15 protein-coding genes are annotated in these 17,126 nt (G+C 66.2%); 11 read left to right on the top strand and 4 right to left on the bottom strand.

Annotated elements, in window-relative coordinates; genetic code table 11:
- Positions 1 to 96: 96 nt before the first annotated feature.
- The 3 genes from C8C93_RS00290 to C8C93_RS00300 form a co-directional block, all read right to left on the bottom strand.
- Positions 97 to 459 carry a DUF2946 family protein gene (locus tag C8C93_RS00290; RefSeq protein ID WP_121505522.1) on the bottom strand — a complete coding sequence of 121 codons (363 nt, stop codon included), beginning with the start codon at positions 457 to 459 and terminating at the stop codon, positions 97 to 99.
- A gap of 174 nt (positions 460 to 633) precedes the next feature.
- Complete coding sequence (locus C8C93_RS00295) at positions 634 to 2,073, bottom strand: aldehyde dehydrogenase family protein (RefSeq protein ID WP_121505523.1); 1,440 nt, start codon at positions 2,071 to 2,073, stop codon at positions 634 to 636.
- A 328-nt stretch (positions 2,074 to 2,401) separates the two neighbouring features.
- Positions 2,402 to 3,130: a FadR/GntR family transcriptional regulator gene (locus C8C93_RS00300; protein ID WP_121505524.1), complete on the bottom strand. Its 729-nt coding sequence runs from the start codon at positions 3,128 to 3,130 to the stop codon at positions 2,402 to 2,404.
- A gap of 127 nt (positions 3,131 to 3,257) precedes the next feature.
- On the opposite strand from C8C93_RS00300, the gene C8C93_RS00305 reads away from it, so the two are divergent.
- The 8 genes from C8C93_RS00305 (at position 3,258) to C8C93_RS00345 (ending at position 12,182) form a co-directional block, all read left to right on the top strand.
- Positions 3,258 to 4,076: an NAD(P)-dependent oxidoreductase gene (locus C8C93_RS00305; protein ID WP_121505525.1), complete on the top strand. Its 819-nt coding sequence runs from the start codon at positions 3,258 to 3,260 to the stop codon at positions 4,074 to 4,076.
- A complete protein-coding gene (locus C8C93_RS00310; protein WP_121505526.1) occupies positions 4,073 to 4,981 on the top strand; it encodes an SMP-30/gluconolactonase/LRE family protein in 909 nt (302 codons plus the stop codon). Before C8C93_RS00305 ends, C8C93_RS00310 begins: the two co-directional genes overlap by 4 nt.
- Positions 4,982 to 5,040: 59 nt before the next feature.
- Positions 5,041 to 6,018: a TRAP transporter substrate-binding protein gene (locus C8C93_RS00315; protein ID WP_121505527.1), complete on the top strand. Its 978-nt coding sequence runs from the start codon at positions 5,041 to 5,043 to the stop codon at positions 6,016 to 6,018.
- A gap of 71 nt (positions 6,019 to 6,089) precedes the next feature.
- The gene (locus C8C93_RS00320) at positions 6,090 to 6,578 is read left to right on the top strand and encodes a TRAP transporter small permease (RefSeq protein WP_121505528.1); all 489 of its coding nucleotides are present in this window, start codon (positions 6,090 to 6,092) and stop codon (positions 6,576 to 6,578) included.
- A gap of 219 nt (positions 6,579 to 6,797) precedes the next feature.
- The gene (locus C8C93_RS00330) at positions 6,798 to 8,081 is read left to right on the top strand and encodes a TRAP transporter large permease (RefSeq protein WP_121505529.1); all 1,284 of its coding nucleotides are present in this window, start codon (positions 6,798 to 6,800) and stop codon (positions 8,079 to 8,081) included.
- 166 nt (positions 8,082 to 8,247) lie between these two features.
- Positions 8,248 to 9,822, top strand: a complete 1,575-nt coding sequence (garD, locus tag C8C93_RS00335) for a galactarate dehydratase (protein WP_121505530.1) — start codon at positions 8,248 to 8,250, stop codon at positions 9,820 to 9,822.
- Between the two features lie 286 nt (positions 9,823 to 10,108).
- Positions 10,109 to 11,044, top strand: a complete 936-nt coding sequence (locus C8C93_RS00340; RefSeq protein ID WP_121505531.1) for a DMT family transporter — start codon at positions 10,109 to 10,111, stop codon at positions 11,042 to 11,044.
- Positions 11,045 to 11,054: 10 nt separating this feature from the next.
- Positions 11,055 to 12,182, top strand: a complete 1,128-nt coding sequence (locus C8C93_RS00345; protein WP_121505532.1) for an aldose epimerase family protein — start codon at positions 11,055 to 11,057, stop codon at positions 12,180 to 12,182.
- A 176-nt stretch (positions 12,183 to 12,358) separates the two neighbouring features.
- Here C8C93_RS00345 and C8C93_RS00350 read toward each other — a convergent pair whose 3' ends face one another.
- Entirely contained in the window at positions 12,359 to 13,294 is a 936-nt protein-coding gene (locus C8C93_RS00350; RefSeq protein ID WP_121505533.1) for a LysR family transcriptional regulator, read from the bottom strand.
- 128 nt (positions 13,295 to 13,422) lie between these two features.
- Here C8C93_RS00350 and C8C93_RS00355 point away from each other — a divergent pair, with 128 nt between their 5' ends.
- The 3 genes from C8C93_RS00355 (at position 13,423) to C8C93_RS00365 (ending at position 16,993) form a co-directional block, all read left to right on the top strand.
- Positions 13,423 to 14,208, top strand: a complete 786-nt coding sequence (locus tag C8C93_RS00355) for an SDR family NAD(P)-dependent oxidoreductase (RefSeq protein WP_121505534.1) — start codon at positions 13,423 to 13,425, stop codon at positions 14,206 to 14,208.
- Positions 14,209 to 14,473: 265 nt separating this feature from the next.
- On the top strand, positions 14,474 to 15,994 hold the full coding sequence (locus tag C8C93_RS00360; protein ID WP_121505535.1) for a DegQ family serine endoprotease: 1,521 nt from the start codon (positions 14,474 to 14,476) through the stop codon (positions 15,992 to 15,994).
- Positions 15,995 to 16,333: 339 nt separating this feature from the next.
- A complete protein-coding gene (locus C8C93_RS00365) occupies positions 16,334 to 16,993 on the top strand; it encodes a response regulator transcription factor (RefSeq protein ID WP_055394326.1) in 660 nt (219 codons plus the stop codon).
- Positions 16,994 to 17,126 lie beyond the last annotated feature (133 nt).

The raw sequence follows: 17,126 nt of genomic DNA on the forward strand, positions 1-17,126 counted from the left end.
CGCGTGGAGTGCACGCAGGGCTGCGCGGTCTGGAAACCAGCGGGAACAAGGCAGCGCCCGACCACCAGGTACGGGGTACTGCCAACAGGCTTCAGATCAAGAGCGCGATGGGGGCCCGCGTGCGGGCAGTGGCGCTGCAGTGGCCGCTGCGATGCGGGCGGCCTCGACGGGCTGCAGCGCATGGGCCAGGGGGTGGGGTGGCAGCACGGCGGCTACCGGGGTGGGGGGCGGCGCGCTGGGAGTGGCGCACAAGGGGCAGTCCATGCCCATGGCGCCCATCTCCACCGTGCCATCGTCGGCCTGCACCAGCAGCTTGATGGCGCCGGTGCCCGAGCAGATCACTTCAAAGGATTGCGGGTTTACCAGCGGCGATGCAATCGCCACCCCCATCGACGCCACGAACCATGCCAGCACCCACAGGCGCAGCGCGGCAAAGGTTGTTCGTGGGAGGGCGGTCATGGGGCGCGATGATACTGCGGCGACACAGCGGTGCAGGGCGTTTTGCTATAAATGTTATAGCTTCCCCCGCTTTCTACATCAGCGCCAGGGCCGGATTTTGCGGCAATTTGACGCAGGGCAAGCACCGTGGCTGCTGGCGCCCCCGCCGCCGCCGCGTCGGCGGCGGCGCCAGGTTCACGCCTGGGTGTAGGCTGTCTTGACCGTGGTGTAGAACTCGGCCGCATACCGGCCTTGCTCGCGTGGGCCGTAGCTGCTGCTCTTACGGCCGCCAAACGGCACGTGGTAGTCCACGCCCGCCGTGGGCAGGTTCACCATCACCATGCCCGCTTGCGCGTGGCGCTTGAAGTGCGTGGCGTGCTTGAGGCTGGTGGTGGCGATGCCGCTGGCCAGGCCGAAGGGCGTGTCGTTGGCCAGGGCCAGCGCTTCCTCGTAGTTCTTGGCGCGCAGCACGCTCACTACGGGGCCGAAGATTTCTTCGCGGTTGATGCGCATGCCGGGCGTGGTCTCGGTGAACAGGGCGGGGCGCAGGTAGTAGCCGGGCGCGCCGTCGGCGTTCTTCTCCAGGGCTTCGCCGCCGTAGGCGAGCTTGGCGCCCTCCTGCTGGCCGATGCCGATGTATTCCAGGTCTTGCGCGAGCTGGCGGTCGTCCACCACGGGGCCGATGTCGGTGCCGGCCTTGCGGGCGTCGTCCACCTTCAGGGTCTTCATTTTCTCGACCATGGCGGCCACGAAGCGGTCGTGGATGCCTTCGGTCACGATCAAGCGGCTGCTGGCGGTGCAGCGCTGGCCGGTCGAGAAGAACCCGCTGTTGATGGCGGCGCCCACAGCAACGTTCAGGTCGGCGTCGTCCAGCACCACAAACGGGTTCTTGCCGCCCATCTCCAGCTGCACCTTGGCACCGCGCGGCACGCAGGCGGCGGCCACACGCTGGCCCGTGCCGACGGAGCCGGTAAAGCTCACGCCCGCAATGCGCTCGTCTTCCAGCAGCACGGCGCCCACGTCCGATCCCCGGCCCATGACCAGGTTGAACACACCGGCCGGCAGGCCTGCGCGGTGCAGGATGTCGGCCAGCGCCCAGGCGGAGCCGGGCACCACCTCGGCGGGCTTGAACACTACGCAGTTGCCATAGGCCAGGGCGGGCGCGATCTTCCAAGCCGGGATGGCGATGGGGAAGTTCCACGGCGTGATGATGCCGATGGTGCCCAGGGGTTCGCGTGTGATCTCGATGCCCACGCCAGGGCGCACGGACGGGATCATCTCACCGCCGGGGCGCAGCGCCTCGCCGGCAAAGAACTTGAAGATGGCCGCGGCGCGGCCGACTTCGCCAATGGCTTCGGGCAGGGTCTTGCCTTCTTCGCGGGCCAGCAGGTCGCCCAGCTCGGCCTTGCGGGCGATGATCTCGTTGCCCACCGCGTCCAGGATGTCAAAGCGCTGTTGGGGCGTGGACAGGCTCCATGCCGGGAAGGCCGCGTGCGCTGCGGCGACGGCCTCGAGTGCCTGCTCGCGGCTCGCCACGGCGTAGTCGCCTATCACATCGCGCGTGTCGGACGGGTTGGTGTTCTGGTAGGTGCGAACGCCGTCAGTCCAGGCGCCGCCAATCAGGTTTGCATGCATGGTGGTGGTGTGGTGGTGAAGAAGAGGGTGTTGAGAAAAAAAGGGGCGGTTGCATGCTGAGTGCGCAGCTTGCGCAGCGCAAACTGGCGCTGCACCCAGGAAGGATGTCTTTCAATGAGCGCTGAGGGCTTTACGACAGACAACTCCTGGTGGTTTGAAAGGCGCCGCAGGCCCGACCGCGCGAAAGCATTGCAATATTTCGTTGTATGTCATCGTACAACATAAGAAGTCCCCTCGGGTGTCGGGTAACTACTGATGGGACAACCGGGCACCTCACCTTGGCCATGATTCCCCAGGGTTCATGAATGAGTGACTCGGCTGGGGTGATTCAGCCCGCTTCGGCCTGCGCGCGCCGCCGACGTTCGCGGCTGTTGGCCAGGTGGGTGCGCATGGCGGCCCGTGCACCGTCGGGGTCCTGGCCCACGATGGCGTCGTAGATGCTTTCGTGTTCGCCGTTGACACGGCGCAGGTACTGGCGCCGTTCGTCATTGGCCGAATCCATGGCGGCCAGGCGGGCGCGCGGGATGATCATGCTGCCCAGCGTGCCCATCAGTTCGGCGAAGTGGCTGTTCTGCGTGGCACGTGCGATTTCCAGGTGGAACTGGAAGTCCGCCGCCACCGCGTCGCGGCCCGCATCCACGGCGGCTGCCACGGCGTCCAGCGCCTCGCGCATGGCTTTCAGGTTGGCCTCGGTGCGGCGTTGCGCGGCCAGCGCGGCGGCTTCAGTTTCTACCCCAATGCGCAGCTCCAGTACGGCAATCACGTCACGCAGGGTGCTGAACTGGTCGGGGGTGATCTTGAAGCCGGGCGCCTGCCCCAGCCCCAGCACAAAGGTGCCGATGCCGTGCCGCGTTTCCACCAGGCCAGAGGCTTGCAGCTTGGAAATCGCCTCGCGCACCACGGTGCGGCTCACGCTGAACTCGGCCATGATGGCGGCCTCGGTGGGTAGCTTGTCGCCCAGAGCCAGGCGGCCGTCGCGGATGCGGTCTCCCAGGGATTCGACAAGCTCCAGGGCCAGTGTGCGGGGCTTGCGGCGAAGCGGGGTATCGGTGGTCATTTCTTGGTGTTATCCCTATGGGGCGCCGGGGGCAGAAGCGGTACATTGCTTTTCGTTGTACGACAACTGATGACGTTCAACGGAATCTGTTGCCACTGTACCAAGAACCTCTGCCTTTGTAACCGCCATGCCTTGCCATCCGACGCCTATTCGTTTCCAACGCCTGTTATTGACCGGAGCTGCCGGAGGCCTGGGCCAGGAATTGCGTGCGCGCCTGAAAGCCTACTGCACCACCTTGCGGTTGTCTGATATCGCGAACCTGGGCGACGAAGGCGCAGGGGAGGAGCTGCGCCCCGCACGCCTCGAAGACGCGGGCGCCGTGCTCAGCTTGCTGGAGGGCGTTGATGCCGTGGTGCACCTCGGGGGCGTCTCCACCGAGCAGCCCTGGGAGCCCATCCTGCAGGCCAATATCGTGGGTGTCTACAACCTGTATGAAGCGGCGCGCAAGCAAGGCGTCAAGCGGGTGGTGTTTGCCAGCTCCAACCACGTCACCGGTTTCTATCGCCAGGACGAAGTGGTGGGCCCCAACGACCCGGCCCGGCCTGACGGCCTGTACGGCGTGTCCAAAGCCTTTGGCGAAGACCTGTCGCGCTTCTACTTTGACCGCCATGGCATTGAAACCGTGTGCCTGCGCATTGGCTCTTCCTTCCCCGAGCCGCGCAACCGCCGCATGCTGGCCACCTGGATGAGCTACGACGACCTGGAGCGCCTCGTTGTTGCCAGCCTCACGGCACCGGTGGTGGGCCACAGCATCATCTACGGCATGGGCGACAACACCACCACTTGGTGGGACAACACCCTGGCGCGCCACATCGGCTACCGCCCGCAGGACAGCTCCGAGCCCTTCCGCGCCAAGGTTGAAGCCGCCGATCCGCACCCCGACCTGACCGACCCCGCCGTCATCTACCAGGGCGGTCCGTTCGTGCGCACCGGTCCTTTCGAATGAGCGCGCAGAGGACGCTTGCGGTGGAACTGCTGCTGCCCGACCACCGGGACCAAGTGGGCGAAAGCCCAGTGTGGAGCCCTGCCGAGCAGGCGCTCTACTGGGTGGACATCGAAGGCCGCAAGCTGCACCGCTGGACCTATGCGGACCAGCGCGTACAAAGCTGGGACACCGCAGAGCGCCCTGCCTGCATCGCCCTGCATGCGGCGGGCGGCCTCATCGCGGGCATGGACACCGGCGTGTTCCATCTGCAGCCCCAGGCGGGCGGCCTGCTGTCAGCCACGCTGCATGCAGGTGTGGATCACCCACAGCCCGGCATGCGCTTCAACGACGGCCGCTGCGACCGCCAGGGCCGCTTCTGGGCAGGCACCATGGTGCGCGACATGTCGCTGGCGCGGCCCGCGGGCAGCCTGTACCGCATGGATGCGCAGCACGGCCTGTCTGCACCACAAGTGCAGGGCCTGGTCACGCAGAACGGGCTGGGCTTCAGTCCAGACGGCACAACTATGTACCTGAGCGACAGTCACCCCAGCGTGCAGCTGATCTGGCAGTTGCCTCTGCACGACGATGGATCGGTGGGCGACCGCTCGCTGTTCGTGGACATGCGCGATCTGCCCGGCCGGCCCGACGGCGGCGCGGTGGATGCCGACGGCTGCTACTGGATCTGCGGCAACGACGCCGGCGTGGTGCACCGCTTCACGCCCGACGGCCGCCTGGACCGGTCCATCGCCGTGCCCACGAGCAAGCCCTCGATGTGCAGCTTCGGCGGCCCGGGTCTGGACGTGCTGTTCATCACCTCCATCCGCCCCGGTCAGCCGCAGGGCGACGACGTGGCGCTGGGCGGCGGCATTTTCGCCACCCGCCCCGGCGTGGCGGGACTGCCAGAAACACCCTACCGGAGCGCCTGACGACCACAGGCCTTCGGAGCTCTCCCCCAATTCACAACACTTTCAACCAGGAGACAACCATGAAGATCCCCCACTTGTTCGGCCGCGTCGCTCTGGCCGCCAGCATGCTGTTTGGCAGCCTGGCCGCGCAGGCCACGGAGTTCCGCTCGTCGGACATCCACCCCGAGGACTACCCCACCGTGCTGGCCGTGCGCCACATGGGCGAGACGCTGTCCAAAGCCACGGGCGGCAAGCACAGCATCAAGGTCTACGCCAAGGGATCGCTCGGCATCGAGAAGGACACCATCGAGCAGACCAAACTGGGCGCCATTGCCATGACGCGCGTGAACGTCGCCCCCATGAACAACATCTGTCCCGCCACCATGGTGCCCACCATGCCCTTTCTGTTCCGCGACAAGGAACACATGCGCAAGGTGCTTGATGGCGCGATTGGCGACGAGATCCTGAAGGACTGCGAATCGCAAGGCTTCGTCGGCCTGGCGTTCTATGACTCCGGCGCCCGCTCGATCTATACCGTCAAGAAACCGGTCAAGACGCTGGCCGACGTCAAGGGCCTGAAGGTGCGCGTGCAGCAGAGCGATCTGTGGGTTTCCCTGCTCGAAGCCATGGGTGCCAACGCCACCCCCATGCCGTTTGGTGAGGTCTACACCGCGCTCAAGACCGGCCTGGTGGACGCCGCCGAAAACAACTACCCCAGCTACGAGAGCTCACGCCACTTCGAGGTTGCCAAGTACTTCAACAAGACCGAGCACTCGATGGCGCCTGAGATTCTGTTGTTCAGCAAGCGCGTGTGGGACACCCTGAGCGCCGACGAGCAAAAGGCCATCCGCGCTGCCGCCAAGGAATCGGTGGGCTTCATGCGCAAGATCTGGGACGAGCGTGAAGAAAAGTCCCTGGCCACGGTGAAGGCTGCGGGGGCGCAGATCGTCGAAATCGACAAGGTCGCCTTCAAGACAGCGATGAAGCCGGTGTACGACAAATTCCTGAAGGACCCCAAGCTCCAGGACATGGTCAAGCGCATCGACACGGTGCAGTAATCCTGGCATTCCATGCCGCAGCGCAGTATGCCCTGCGGCGGGTCCCTCTTTCCGTCTTCTGAATGTTCTCTATGTACACGCGTCTTTGCGCCTTCATTGCGCGCTCTTGTCTGCAGCTGGGAGTGGCGGGGCTGGTGCTTCTGGTCTGCGCCGTGCTCTACCAGGTCATTGGACGCTATATCTTCAATAACACACCGACCTGGGCCGAGAGTGGTGCAGTGCTCCTGGTGCTGTACGTCACCATGCTGGGCATGGCCGTAGGTGTGCGCGATGCGGGGCACATCGGCCTCGAATCGTTCCTGGTGCTCGCGCCCGACTGGCTGCGCCACAAGCTGGAAATCGTGATCCACGTATTGGTGCTGATCTTCGGCGTGGTCATGGCCTGGAACTGCGGCGTGCTCGCCGAGTCCGTGGCGCCCTACAAGATTCCCACGCTCGGTATCTCCGAAGCGTTCAAGTACGTTCCTCCCGCGCTCGCCGGCGTGCTGGTGGCGATGTTCTCCCTGGAGCACATCATCGCCCTGGTCCGCGGCACAGAGGTCGAGCCAGCCTGGCATTAGGATGAAAGTACACCCCCCTGAGCGCCTGCGGCGCTTCCCCCCGCTCTTGCATGGCTGCGCCATGCGGGCAGGGGAACGCAGCCCTCGCGGCGGGGCGGCCCTGGCTCGGCTGCCCTGGCCCGGGTCCCGCCCACTGCATGCACCGTACCGGGTGCGGCCAAAGAATTCCCAGCCTCTGATTTCGCCCCCGCATCTCACGTCCCTACAAAGATTTCCATCATGGCGCTGACCATTCTGTGCGTGACCTTCACGCTCCTGCTGCTGCTGGGCGTGCCCGTGGCGTTTTCCATCGGCCTGTCGTCGCTGGCCACCATCCTGTATGAAGGCCTGCCGCTGGCAGTGGGCTTCCAGCAGATGATTTCGGGGATGAACCCGTTCTCGTTCCTGGCGATTCCGTTCTTCATCTTCGCGGGCGAAATCATGATGTACGGCGGCATTGCCGACCGCATTGTGGTGTTTGCCAAGAGCGTGGCCGGCCATGTGCGCGGCGGGCTGGGCATGAGCAACGTGCTTGCCTGCACGCTGTTCGGCGGCGTCTCGGGCTCGCCCGTGGCCGATGTGTCTGCCATGGGCGCCGTGCTTATCCCGCAGATGAAGAAAGAGGGCTATCACGCCGACTATGCGGTGAACGTGACCACGCACGCCTCGCTGGTGGGCGCGCTCATGCCCACGTCGCACAATCTGATCATCTTCACGCTGGCTGCTGGCGGCAAGGTGAGCATTGCGGCGCTGATCCTGGCCGGCATCGTGCCTGCGTTGCTGCTGACCGTCTGCAACCTGTTGGCAGCCTACCTCGTGGCCGTCAAGCGCGGCTACCCTGCGGGCACGTTCCCCGGCTGGGAGATCGTGTGGATCTCGTTCCGGGCATCGGTTCCCGGGCTGGCGGTGGTGGTCATCATCATTGCGGGCATCTTGTCGGGGGCGTTCACGGCCACGGAGTCCGCCTCGGTGGCCGTGCTCTGGGCGTTGCTGCTCTCGGTCTTCGTCTACAAGAAACTTACCCGCGAGCAGTTTCTCAAGGCTGCCTCCAAGGCGGTCAAGACCACGGGCACCGTGCTGCTGCTGATCGGCATCTCGTCGATGTTCGGCTACCTCATCGGCCTGTACGGCGTGGCCGAACTCACGGGCGACGCCCTTAAGTCCATGAGCACCTCGCCGTGGGTGATCTTCCTGTGCGTGAACATCATCCTCTTCATTCTGGGCACGTTCCTGGACATGGCGGCCACCATCCTCATTTGCACGCCGATCTTCCTGCCCATCTGCCAGCAGTTCGGCATGAGCACGGAGCAGTTCGGCATCGTGATTTTGATCAACTGCGCGCTCGGGCTGAACACACCGCCGGTGGGCACCACGCAGTTCATTGGCTGCACCATCGGGGGTATCAGCGTGGGTGAAGTGATGAAGACCATCTGGCCGTTCTACAGCGCGCTCATCGTCGCGCTGATGCTCGTGACCTATGTGCCCCAGTTCTCGATGTGGCTGCCGGACCTGGTGTTGAAATGAGACACCCCCTGAGCCGCTTCGCGTCTTCCCCCTCTCTCGCTTCGCTGCGCGATGCGGGAGGGGGACGCACCCGGTGGCCCGGCGAAGCCGGTTCCACGGGTGCGCTGGCTCTCGCCGCGCCAGTTGCATCGGCAGCGGGTCATGCACGAGGCTACGGAAAACCGATATGAACAACCCCTTGACCATCCGCATGCATGCGGACGACAACGTCGCCATCGTCGCCAACGACGGCGGCCTGCCCGTGGGCACGCTGTTGCCTGAGGGCGTGCCCGGCGCCGGCATCGCGTTGCGCGACAAGGTGCCGCAGGGCCACAAGGTGGCGCTGCAGGACATGGCCGAGGGCGATGTGGTGCGCCGCTACAACGTGCCCATCGGCTATGCGCTCAAGGCCATCCCGGCGGGAAGCTGGGTGCACGAGCGCCTGCTGCAGATGCCCTCGGCCCGCGCGCTCGAAGGCCTGCCCATGGCCACGGTGAAGCCGCCGGTGCTCGAACCCGTCACGGGCTACACCTTCGAGGGCTACCGCAATGCCGATGGCTCCGTAGGCACGCGCAACATCCTGGCCATCACCACCACCGTGCAGTGCGTGGCGGGCGTGGTGGCCCTAGCGGTGCGCCGCATCAAGGACGAGCTGCTGCCTTCGTTTCCGCACGTCGACGACGTGATCGGCCTGGAGCACACCTACGGCTGCGGCGTGGCCATTGATGCGCCCGACGCCATCATCCCCATCCGCACCCTGCGCAACATCAGCCTCAACCCCAACTTTGGGGGCGAGGTCATGGTGGTGAGTCTCGGCTGCGAAAAGCTGCAGCCCGACCGCCTGCTGCCCCCGGGCAGCTTCCCCATCACCGACGAGCGCGATGCAGCCCTGGGGCCCGAGACGGTGTGCCTGCAGGCCGACGAGCATGTGGGCTTCATGTCCATGCTCGACCACATCGTGCAAAGCGCGCAGCCCCACCTCGAACGCCTCAACGCCCGCCGCCGCGAGACCATCCCCGCCAGCGAGCTGGTGCTGGGCGTGCAGTGCGGCGGCAGCGATGCGTTCTCGGGCGTCACCGCAAACCCGGCCGTGGGCTTTTGCGCAGACCTGCTGGTGCGCGCGGGTGCCACGGTGATGTTTAGCGAGAACACCGAGGTGCGCGACGCCGTGGAGCAGCTCACCAGCCGCGCCGCCACGCCTGAAGTCGCGCAAGCCATCGTGCGAGAACTCGGCTGGTACGACCAGTATCTTGACCGAGGCCGCGTGGACCGCGCGGCCAACACCACGCCGGGCAACAAGGCGGGCGGCCTGTCCAACATCGCCGAGAAGGCCATGGGCTCCATCATCAAGAGCGGCACCGCGCCCATCGCGCACGTTCTGGCTCCGGGCGAAAAACTACGCCGCGACCAGCGTGGCCTGGTGTACGCCGCCACGCCCGCCAGCGACTTCATCTGCGGCACGCTGCAGCTGGCCGCCGGCATGAACCTGCATGTCTTCACCACCGGCCGGGGCACGCCCTATGGCCTGGCCGAATGCCCGGTGGTCAAGGTGGCCACGCGTAGCGACCTGGCGCGCCGTTGGCATGACCTGATGGACATCAACGCCGGAAAGATTGCGGACGGTGAAGCCTCCATCGAAGAGCTGGGCTGGGAGATGTTCCACCTGCTGCTTGACGTGGCCAGCGGCCGCAAGAAGACCTGGGCCGAGCAGTGGAAGCTGCACAACGCGCTGGTGCTGTTCAACCCCGCACCGGTGACTTGAAGTGACACCCCCTGAGTCGCTTCGCGTCTTCCCCCTCTCTCTACGCGCTGCGCGCTACGGGAGGGGGACGCAGCCAGCGCACACAAGCAAAGCACCGCATCCGCGGCGGGCGGCCCTTGCGCGGCTGCCCTCGCCTGGGCCGCGCCCTTCGCATGCGTTGGCGGTGGCGCGTAGCGCAACGGATCACTGAAACGGTGGCCTTGCAGGCTGCGTCCTGGGGCTGCAAGCCTCCCCCTCACAGCCCGTCTTTGCACGGGCTGTTTCACTAGAGAGACCAAGAACTCACATGGGACATCCCCGTTTTTCCGACCCCAGGGTCGTCATCGCACTGGCGCTGCTGTGTTGCCTGCTCTGGGGCAGCTCCTACCCCGCTATCAAGACCGGCTACGCCTGGTTCGGCATCGCCCGCAATGACATTCCCACGCAGCTGGTGTTTGCAGGCTGGCGCTTTCTGGGCGCGGGGCTGATCCTGCTGGCCTGGGCTGTGACCACGCGCAAGGCCATCTGGGGGCTGGGCTTTGTGGCCGGGCGCCAGCTGGTGGTGCTGGGCCTGGCGCAGACCACGCTGCAATACGTGTTCTTCTACGTGGGCCTCGCGCACACCACGGGGGTCAAGGGCTCCATCATGAATGCCACCGGCACGTTCTTCAGCGTGTTGCTCGCTCACTGGGTCTATCACAACGACCGCCTGAGCCACGCCAAGCTGTGGGGCTGCCTGGTCGGCTTTGTCGGAGTGATGGTGGTCAACCTGGGTCGCGGCACGTTGGACATGGATTTCACGCTGCTGGGCGAAGGTTTTGTGGTGATCGCCGCCTTCGTGCTGGCCGCTGCGAGCATCTACGGCAAGCAGGTGTCGCAGCGCATGGACTCGGTGGTGATGACGGGCTGGCAACTGGGGCTTGGCGGCGTGGCGTTGCTGGCCATTGGCTGGGGCCTGGGCGGCTCGCTCACGGGCTTTACCTGGGGCACCACCGTGCTGCTGGTGTACCTGGCGCTGCTGTCGTCGGCCGCGTTTTCGCTGTGGAGCATCTTGCTCAAGCACAACCGCGTGAGCCAGGTCACGGTGTTCAACTTCACGGTGCCGATCTTCGGCGCGGCGCTGTCAGCACTGTTCCTGGGCGAGGCGCTGCTGGAGTGGAAGAACCTGCTGGCCCTGGTGATGGTGTGCGGGGGCATCTGGCTGGTCACGCGCGACGCGCCCGCTGCGTCCGCCACCAAATAGACTCGCAGCCATGGCCTATTCCCTTTCACGCAAAGCGTTTCAGCAAGAGCTTCACGGCCAACCGACTGACCTCTTCACCCTGCGCGGTGCTGGTGGCCTGCAGGTGGCCGTCAGCAACTACGGCGCACGGCTGGTACAGGTGGCGGTGCCCGACGGGCAGGGCGGCCTCGTTGATGTGGCGCTGGGCTACGACAGCCTGCAGGGCTACCTGGACGGGCAACTCTCCATGGGCGCCCTCATCGGCCGCTGGGCTGGGCGGTTGCGCAGTGGTTTGTTGACTCTGCCCGATGGTGCACAGCGGCAACTGCCCACCAACAGCGGCCCCCACCACCACCATGGCGGGCCCAAGGGCAGCCGCTTTCAGGTGTTTGCGGTGGATGACGTGCAGGCCGATGCGCTCACCCTGATCCACACCTTTCGCACCGAGGACGACGGCGTGCCGGGCACGCTCCGCCTGCAGCTGCGCCTGCACATCACGGCCGACAACGCGCTGCATATGGCGTGGACGGGCGAGGCGCTGGACGCCCCCACGCTGCTCAACATCACCGGGCACGCGTTCTTCAACCTGGCGGGCGCTGGCAGCACCCACGGCCACACCCTGCAAGTGCCCGCCAGCCGCTATGTACCGCTGGCGGCTGATGTGTGTCCTAGCGGGTTGGTGCAGCCTGTAGATGCCACGCCTTTCGACCTTCGCGAAGCCCGCAGCGTGGGTGCCGCCGTGGCGGAGCCCAGCGAACAGCTGTCGCTGGCGGGTGGGCTGGACCACTACCTGGTGCTGGATGACCATGTGTGGGACGAAGAGGGCGCGGTGCGGACGCCACCGGTGTCACCCGTCACGCCCTCGCAAGGCCTGCGTCTTGCGGCGCTGCTGAGCGAGCCCCTCACTGGTCGCACCATGGAGGTATGGAGTACCGCGCCCGGGGTGCAGGTTTACGCAGGCCACGGCCTCAAGGCTGATCCGGTGCGCGACCTGGGGCGGGGCGCAGAGCAGGGCGTCTGGCTATGGCAGCCGGGCGACGGCATCTGCCTGGAGCCCATGGAGTATCCCGATGCGCCCAACCAGCCAGGGTTTCCCTTGCGTTGGCTGGCGCCGGGCGACGTGGTGCAGGGGGCCATCGTGTACCGCTTCACCGGGTGAGGCTGGGCGGGACTTGGTGAGGGTTGCGATGACACTGTTCATGTGATTTTTAAGTGATTTTGGCCTCTAGCGCTTATCCAGTAAGCGCTAGTAGCTATTTAATTGATAGCTGTCGATTCGATCTCAATCCACTGGAAACCGTTGACTGCGCGTAGTCGAAGCGCCGCGCGAAACCTTCATGCGGCGGCAGGTGCGCCATGGGCCTCGCTCTGCAGATGCGCCTGCACCACTGCGGTCAGCCAGTCCATCACCACCCGCACGCGCTGGGGCAGGTGGCGCCGGTGGGGGTAGATCAGCGTCACCGGCATGGGCGGGGCAGGGTGGTGCGGTAGCACCTCCACCAGCAGTCCCCGGTCGATCAGCTCGCGCACGCCCAGCAAAGGCGCCTGGATCAGGCCCAGCCCTGCTGCGCAGGCGCCCAGGTAGGCCTCGGCGCTGTTGACGGTGACACGCCCAGCCATGGGGTGAAACTGCGGGCTGCCGTCGTCGCCCATCGTTTCAAATCCGGCGGACTTGGTGCCCAGTGTGCTCACGTAGTGCACCAGGTCATGCTGCGCCAGGTCGGCCAGTGATTGGGGTGTGCCCTTGCGCGCCAGGTAGCCCGGGCTGGCGCAGCTGGCCACGCGCACCAGGCCCAGGGGGCGGGCCACCAGCCCGGGTTCTGCCACCGGGCCCACGCGGATCACGCAGTCAAAACCCTCGCGCACCAGGTCCACGCGGCGGTCTGTGCTGCTCAGCTCCACCTCCAGCAGCGGGTGGCGGGCCAGCAGATCGGGCAACGCGGGCAGCACCAGCTGGCGCGCGATGCCGGTGGACATGTCGATGCGCACGCGCCCGCGCAGCGCCGCGCCATCGGGCTGCTGAAACATGGCCTGCAGTTCGTCCACATCGTCCAGCAAGTCCTTGCAGCGCTCGTAAAAGGCCTGCCCGTCTTGCGTCAGCTGCACGCGCCGCGTGGTGCGGTGCAGCAGGCGCGTGCCCAGGTGGGCCTCCAGCTGCTGCACGGCCAGAGAGGCGCTGGCCTTGGGCAGGCCCAGCACCTGCGCAGCCTGGGTAAAGCTGCTCAGCTCGGCCACACGGGCAAAGATCTGCATGCGGTCTAAAGGGTTCATTGTTCTTCGTGGATGGACAATGAATCATATTTTGCATGGTTTATCTTTGATTGGCACTCCAATAAAGTTCATCTCCAGCCCCGGTCACGCGGTGTGACCGGGCTTCAGACACTGCAAAGGACCCTGCCATGACAAGCGCTTCATCCCTTTCTTCAGCCCCCACCCCCGTCGTTTTGATCACCGGCGGCAGCCGCGGCCTGGGCCGCAGCGCAGCGCTGGCCGCTGCACACAGCGGCATCGACGTGGTGCTGACCTACCGCCATCAGGCCGCCGAAGCCCAGGCTGTGGTGGCCGACATCGAAAAGCTGGGCCGCCGTGCTGTGGCTTTGCCACTGGATGTGGGCGATGTAGCCAGCTTCGAAGCCTTCGCTGCGCAGCTGCAGCAAACCCTGCGCAGCCACTGGCAGCGCGAGCGGTTTGACTTTCTGGTCAACAACGCGGGCATGGGCGTGCATGCGCCCATCACCGAAACCACCGAAGCGCAGTTCGATGCGCTGGTCAACGTGCACCTCAAGGGCGTGTTCTTCCTCACGCAGCGCCTGCTGCCGCTGATGAACGATGGCGGCCGCATCCTGAACCTGTCGTCGGGCCTGGCCCGCTTCGCCTTGCCGGGCTACGCCGCCTACGCGGCCATGAAGGGCGCCATCGAGGTGCTGAGCCGCTACCTGGCCAAAGAACTGGGCCCGCGTGGCATCACCGTGAACGTGGTGGCCCCGGGCGCCATCGAGACTGACTTTGGCGGCGGCGCGGTGCGCGACAACGCGCAGCTCAATGCGTTCGTGGCCGCGCAAACGGCACTGGGCCGTGTGGGCGTGTCGGACGATATCGGCCCGCTGGTCGCTTCGCTGCTGCAACCGGCCACACGCTGGGTGAATGCGCAGCGCATCGAGGCGTCGGGCGGCATGTTCCTGTGAAGCAGAGAACACCCCCCTGAGTCGCTTCGCGCCTTCCCCCCGCTCTCGCATCGCTGCGCGATGCGGGCAGGGGGACGCCACCCGTGCGGCGGGGCGGTCCTTGCACGGTGGCACTGGTCTGGGGCAGTGCCGATGTCGACGGCTCTCGGGACGAAACAGGAATGCTGTCCAGATACCCATGGGCACATCACGCCGCCTAAGTTTCGTCTAAGTGTCCGTGCCCACACTGCCTTCCATCGCAACCCTGATTGAAAAGGCAGACACCATGAACAACACGCTTGCATCCACTCCCCGCCGCCTGATCCTGGCCCTGGTGGCCGCGGGCGCTGTGGGCGCCACCGGCGCCGGCCTCATCAGCGGGCACCAGGCCCGCGCGGTCACACCCTCCACGCCCATCGTGGCGCAGACGGCCATGGCCCCGGGCGGTGCGCTGCCCAGCTTTGCGCAGATCACCGCGCAGAACGGCCCGGCCGTGGTCAACATCAGCGTCACGGGCAGCACCAAGACGGCGATGGCCAACGATGACGACGATGACGAGCAACCCGCTGCCCGCCAGGGCCGTGGCCCGCAGATCGACCCGAACGATCCGTTTTACGAATTCTTTCGCCAGTTCGGTTTCCCCGGCGCGGGCCCGCAAGGCCAGCCCAACGTACCCACCCATGGCCAGGGCTCGGGCTTCATCGTCAGCCCTGATGGCCTGGTGCTGACCAATGCCCACGTGGTCAAGGGCGCGAGCGAAGTGGTCGTCAAGCTCACTGACCGGCGCGAGTTCCGCGCCAAGGTGCTGGGCGCCGACCCCAAGACCGACGTGGCCGTGCTCAAGATCGACGCCAAGGATCTGCCCACCGTGCGCCTGGGCAGCACGCGCGACCTGCAGGTGGGCGAATGGGTGCTGGCCATCGGCTCGCCCTTTGGCTTTGAAAACAGCGTGACGGCGGGCGTGGTCAGCGCCAAGGGCCGCTCGCTGCCCGACGACAGCCTGGTGCCTTTCATCCAGACCGACGTGGCGGTGAACCCCGGCAACTCTGGCGGGCCGCTGTTCAACGCGCGCGGCGAGGTGGTGGGCATCAACTCGCAGATCTACAGCCGCTCGGGCGGCTACCAGGGCGTGTCGTTCTCCATCCCCATCGAGCTGGCCGCCAAGATCAAGGACCAGATTGTGGCCACCGGCAAGGTGCGCCACGCCCAGCTGGGCGTGGCCGTGCAGGAGGTGAACCAGGCGTTTGCTGAATCCTTCCAGCTGGACAAGCCCGAGGGCGCTTTGGTCGCCAGCGTCAGCAAGGGCAGCCCGGCCGAGAAAGCAGGCCTGCAGGCGGGCGACGTGATTCGCCAGGTGAACGGCCAGCCCATCGTGGCCTCGGGCGACCTGCCCGCCTGGGTGGGCCAGGCGCAGCCGGGGCAGCAGGCCAAGCTGTCGGTGTGGCGCCAGGGCAAGCCCCTGGAGCTGACCGCCACGCTGGGCGACGCCAGCGATAAGGCGACCAAGCAGGCGCGCAACGACGATGCCGTGGGCAAGGGCCAGCTGGGCCTGTCGCTGCGCCCGCTGGACCCCGAGGAGCGCCGCGAGGTAGGCGTGAGCGAGGGCCTGGTGATCGAACAGGCGCGCGGCCCCGCTGCGGCGGCCGGTGTGCAGCCGGGGGATGTGCTGCTGGCCATCAACGGCGCGCCCGCCAAGAACATCGAGCAGGTGCGCGCGGCAATGGCCAAGGCCACCACGGGCAAGTCGGTGGCGTTGCTGATCGAGCGCGATGGCAACAAGATCTTTGTGCCGGTGCGTTTGGGCTAAGCGGTCCCAAAGGCTCTCCTGGCGTCGTTGTTCCGTCTTGCCGTACTTTCGGTACTGTCTGCGACGAAACGCGTAGGAGGCTGTCGGACTTGGAAGTCGTCGGCTGCAAATTGGCCGCAGCGGTCCATTTTTTACCGTCTTTTTGCCCCATAGCTCGGCTATGAGGCTGCAAATCCGGCAAAAGCTGTCCTCGCTGGGGCCAATTTTCGCTTCGACGCTCCAAGTCCGACAGCCTCCTGGCCAGAACCGCTGCGCTGAGCTTTGTGGTCCGCTGTGATGCGATGCCTGCACGGGCCACTTCGGTGGCCCGATTGATTTCATTGGCTATGCTTGCCCACCATGCGCCTCTTGCTAGTTGAAGACGACCCCATGATCGGCGAAGCCGTGCAAGACCTGCTGCGCGCCGAGCACTACGCCGTGGACTGGGCGCGTGACGGCGACGCCGCCGACACGGCATTGCGCACCCAGCCCTATGACCTGGTGCTGCTGGACCTGGGTCTGCCCAAGCGCGACGGCCTTGCCGTGCTGCGCGACCTGCGGGCGCGCAAGAACCGCACCCCGGTGCTGGTGGCCACCGCACGTGATGCCGTGGCCCAGCGCATCGAGGGGCTCGACGCGGGGGCGGACGACTACGTGCTCAAGCCTTACGACCTTGATGAACTGCTCGCCCGCATCCGCGCCCTGTTGCGCCGCGCTGCAGGGCGGGCCGAGCCGGTGTATGAGCACAAGGGCGTGTGCATCAACCCCGCCACGCGCGAGGCCACGGTGAATGGAGTTCCTGTTGTGCTGTCGGCGCGCGAATGGGCGGTGCTGGAGCCGCTGATCGCACGGCCCGGCATGGTGCTGTCGCGCCAGCAGCTGGAAGACAAACTCTACGGCTGGGGCGACGAGGTGAGCAGCAACGCGGTGGAGGTCTATATCCACGGCCTGCGCAAGAAGCTGGGGCCCGAGCTGGTGCTGAACGTGCGCGGGGTGGGCTACCTCGTGCCGAAGGCATGACCCCCCTGAGCGGCTTCGCCGCTTCCCCCCAAGGGGACGACAGCCTTTGCTGCGGGGCGGCCCTTGCTGGCTGCCCCCGCGCAATCTCCCGCCCTGAGCATGCGGCGGGGATGGATGGATAGAGATGAAGAAC

The sequence above is a fragment of the Acidovorax sp. 93 genome (assembly GCF_003633835.1).
Lineage (GTDB): Bacteria > Pseudomonadota > Gammaproteobacteria > Burkholderiales > Burkholderiaceae_C > Acidovorax > Acidovorax facilis.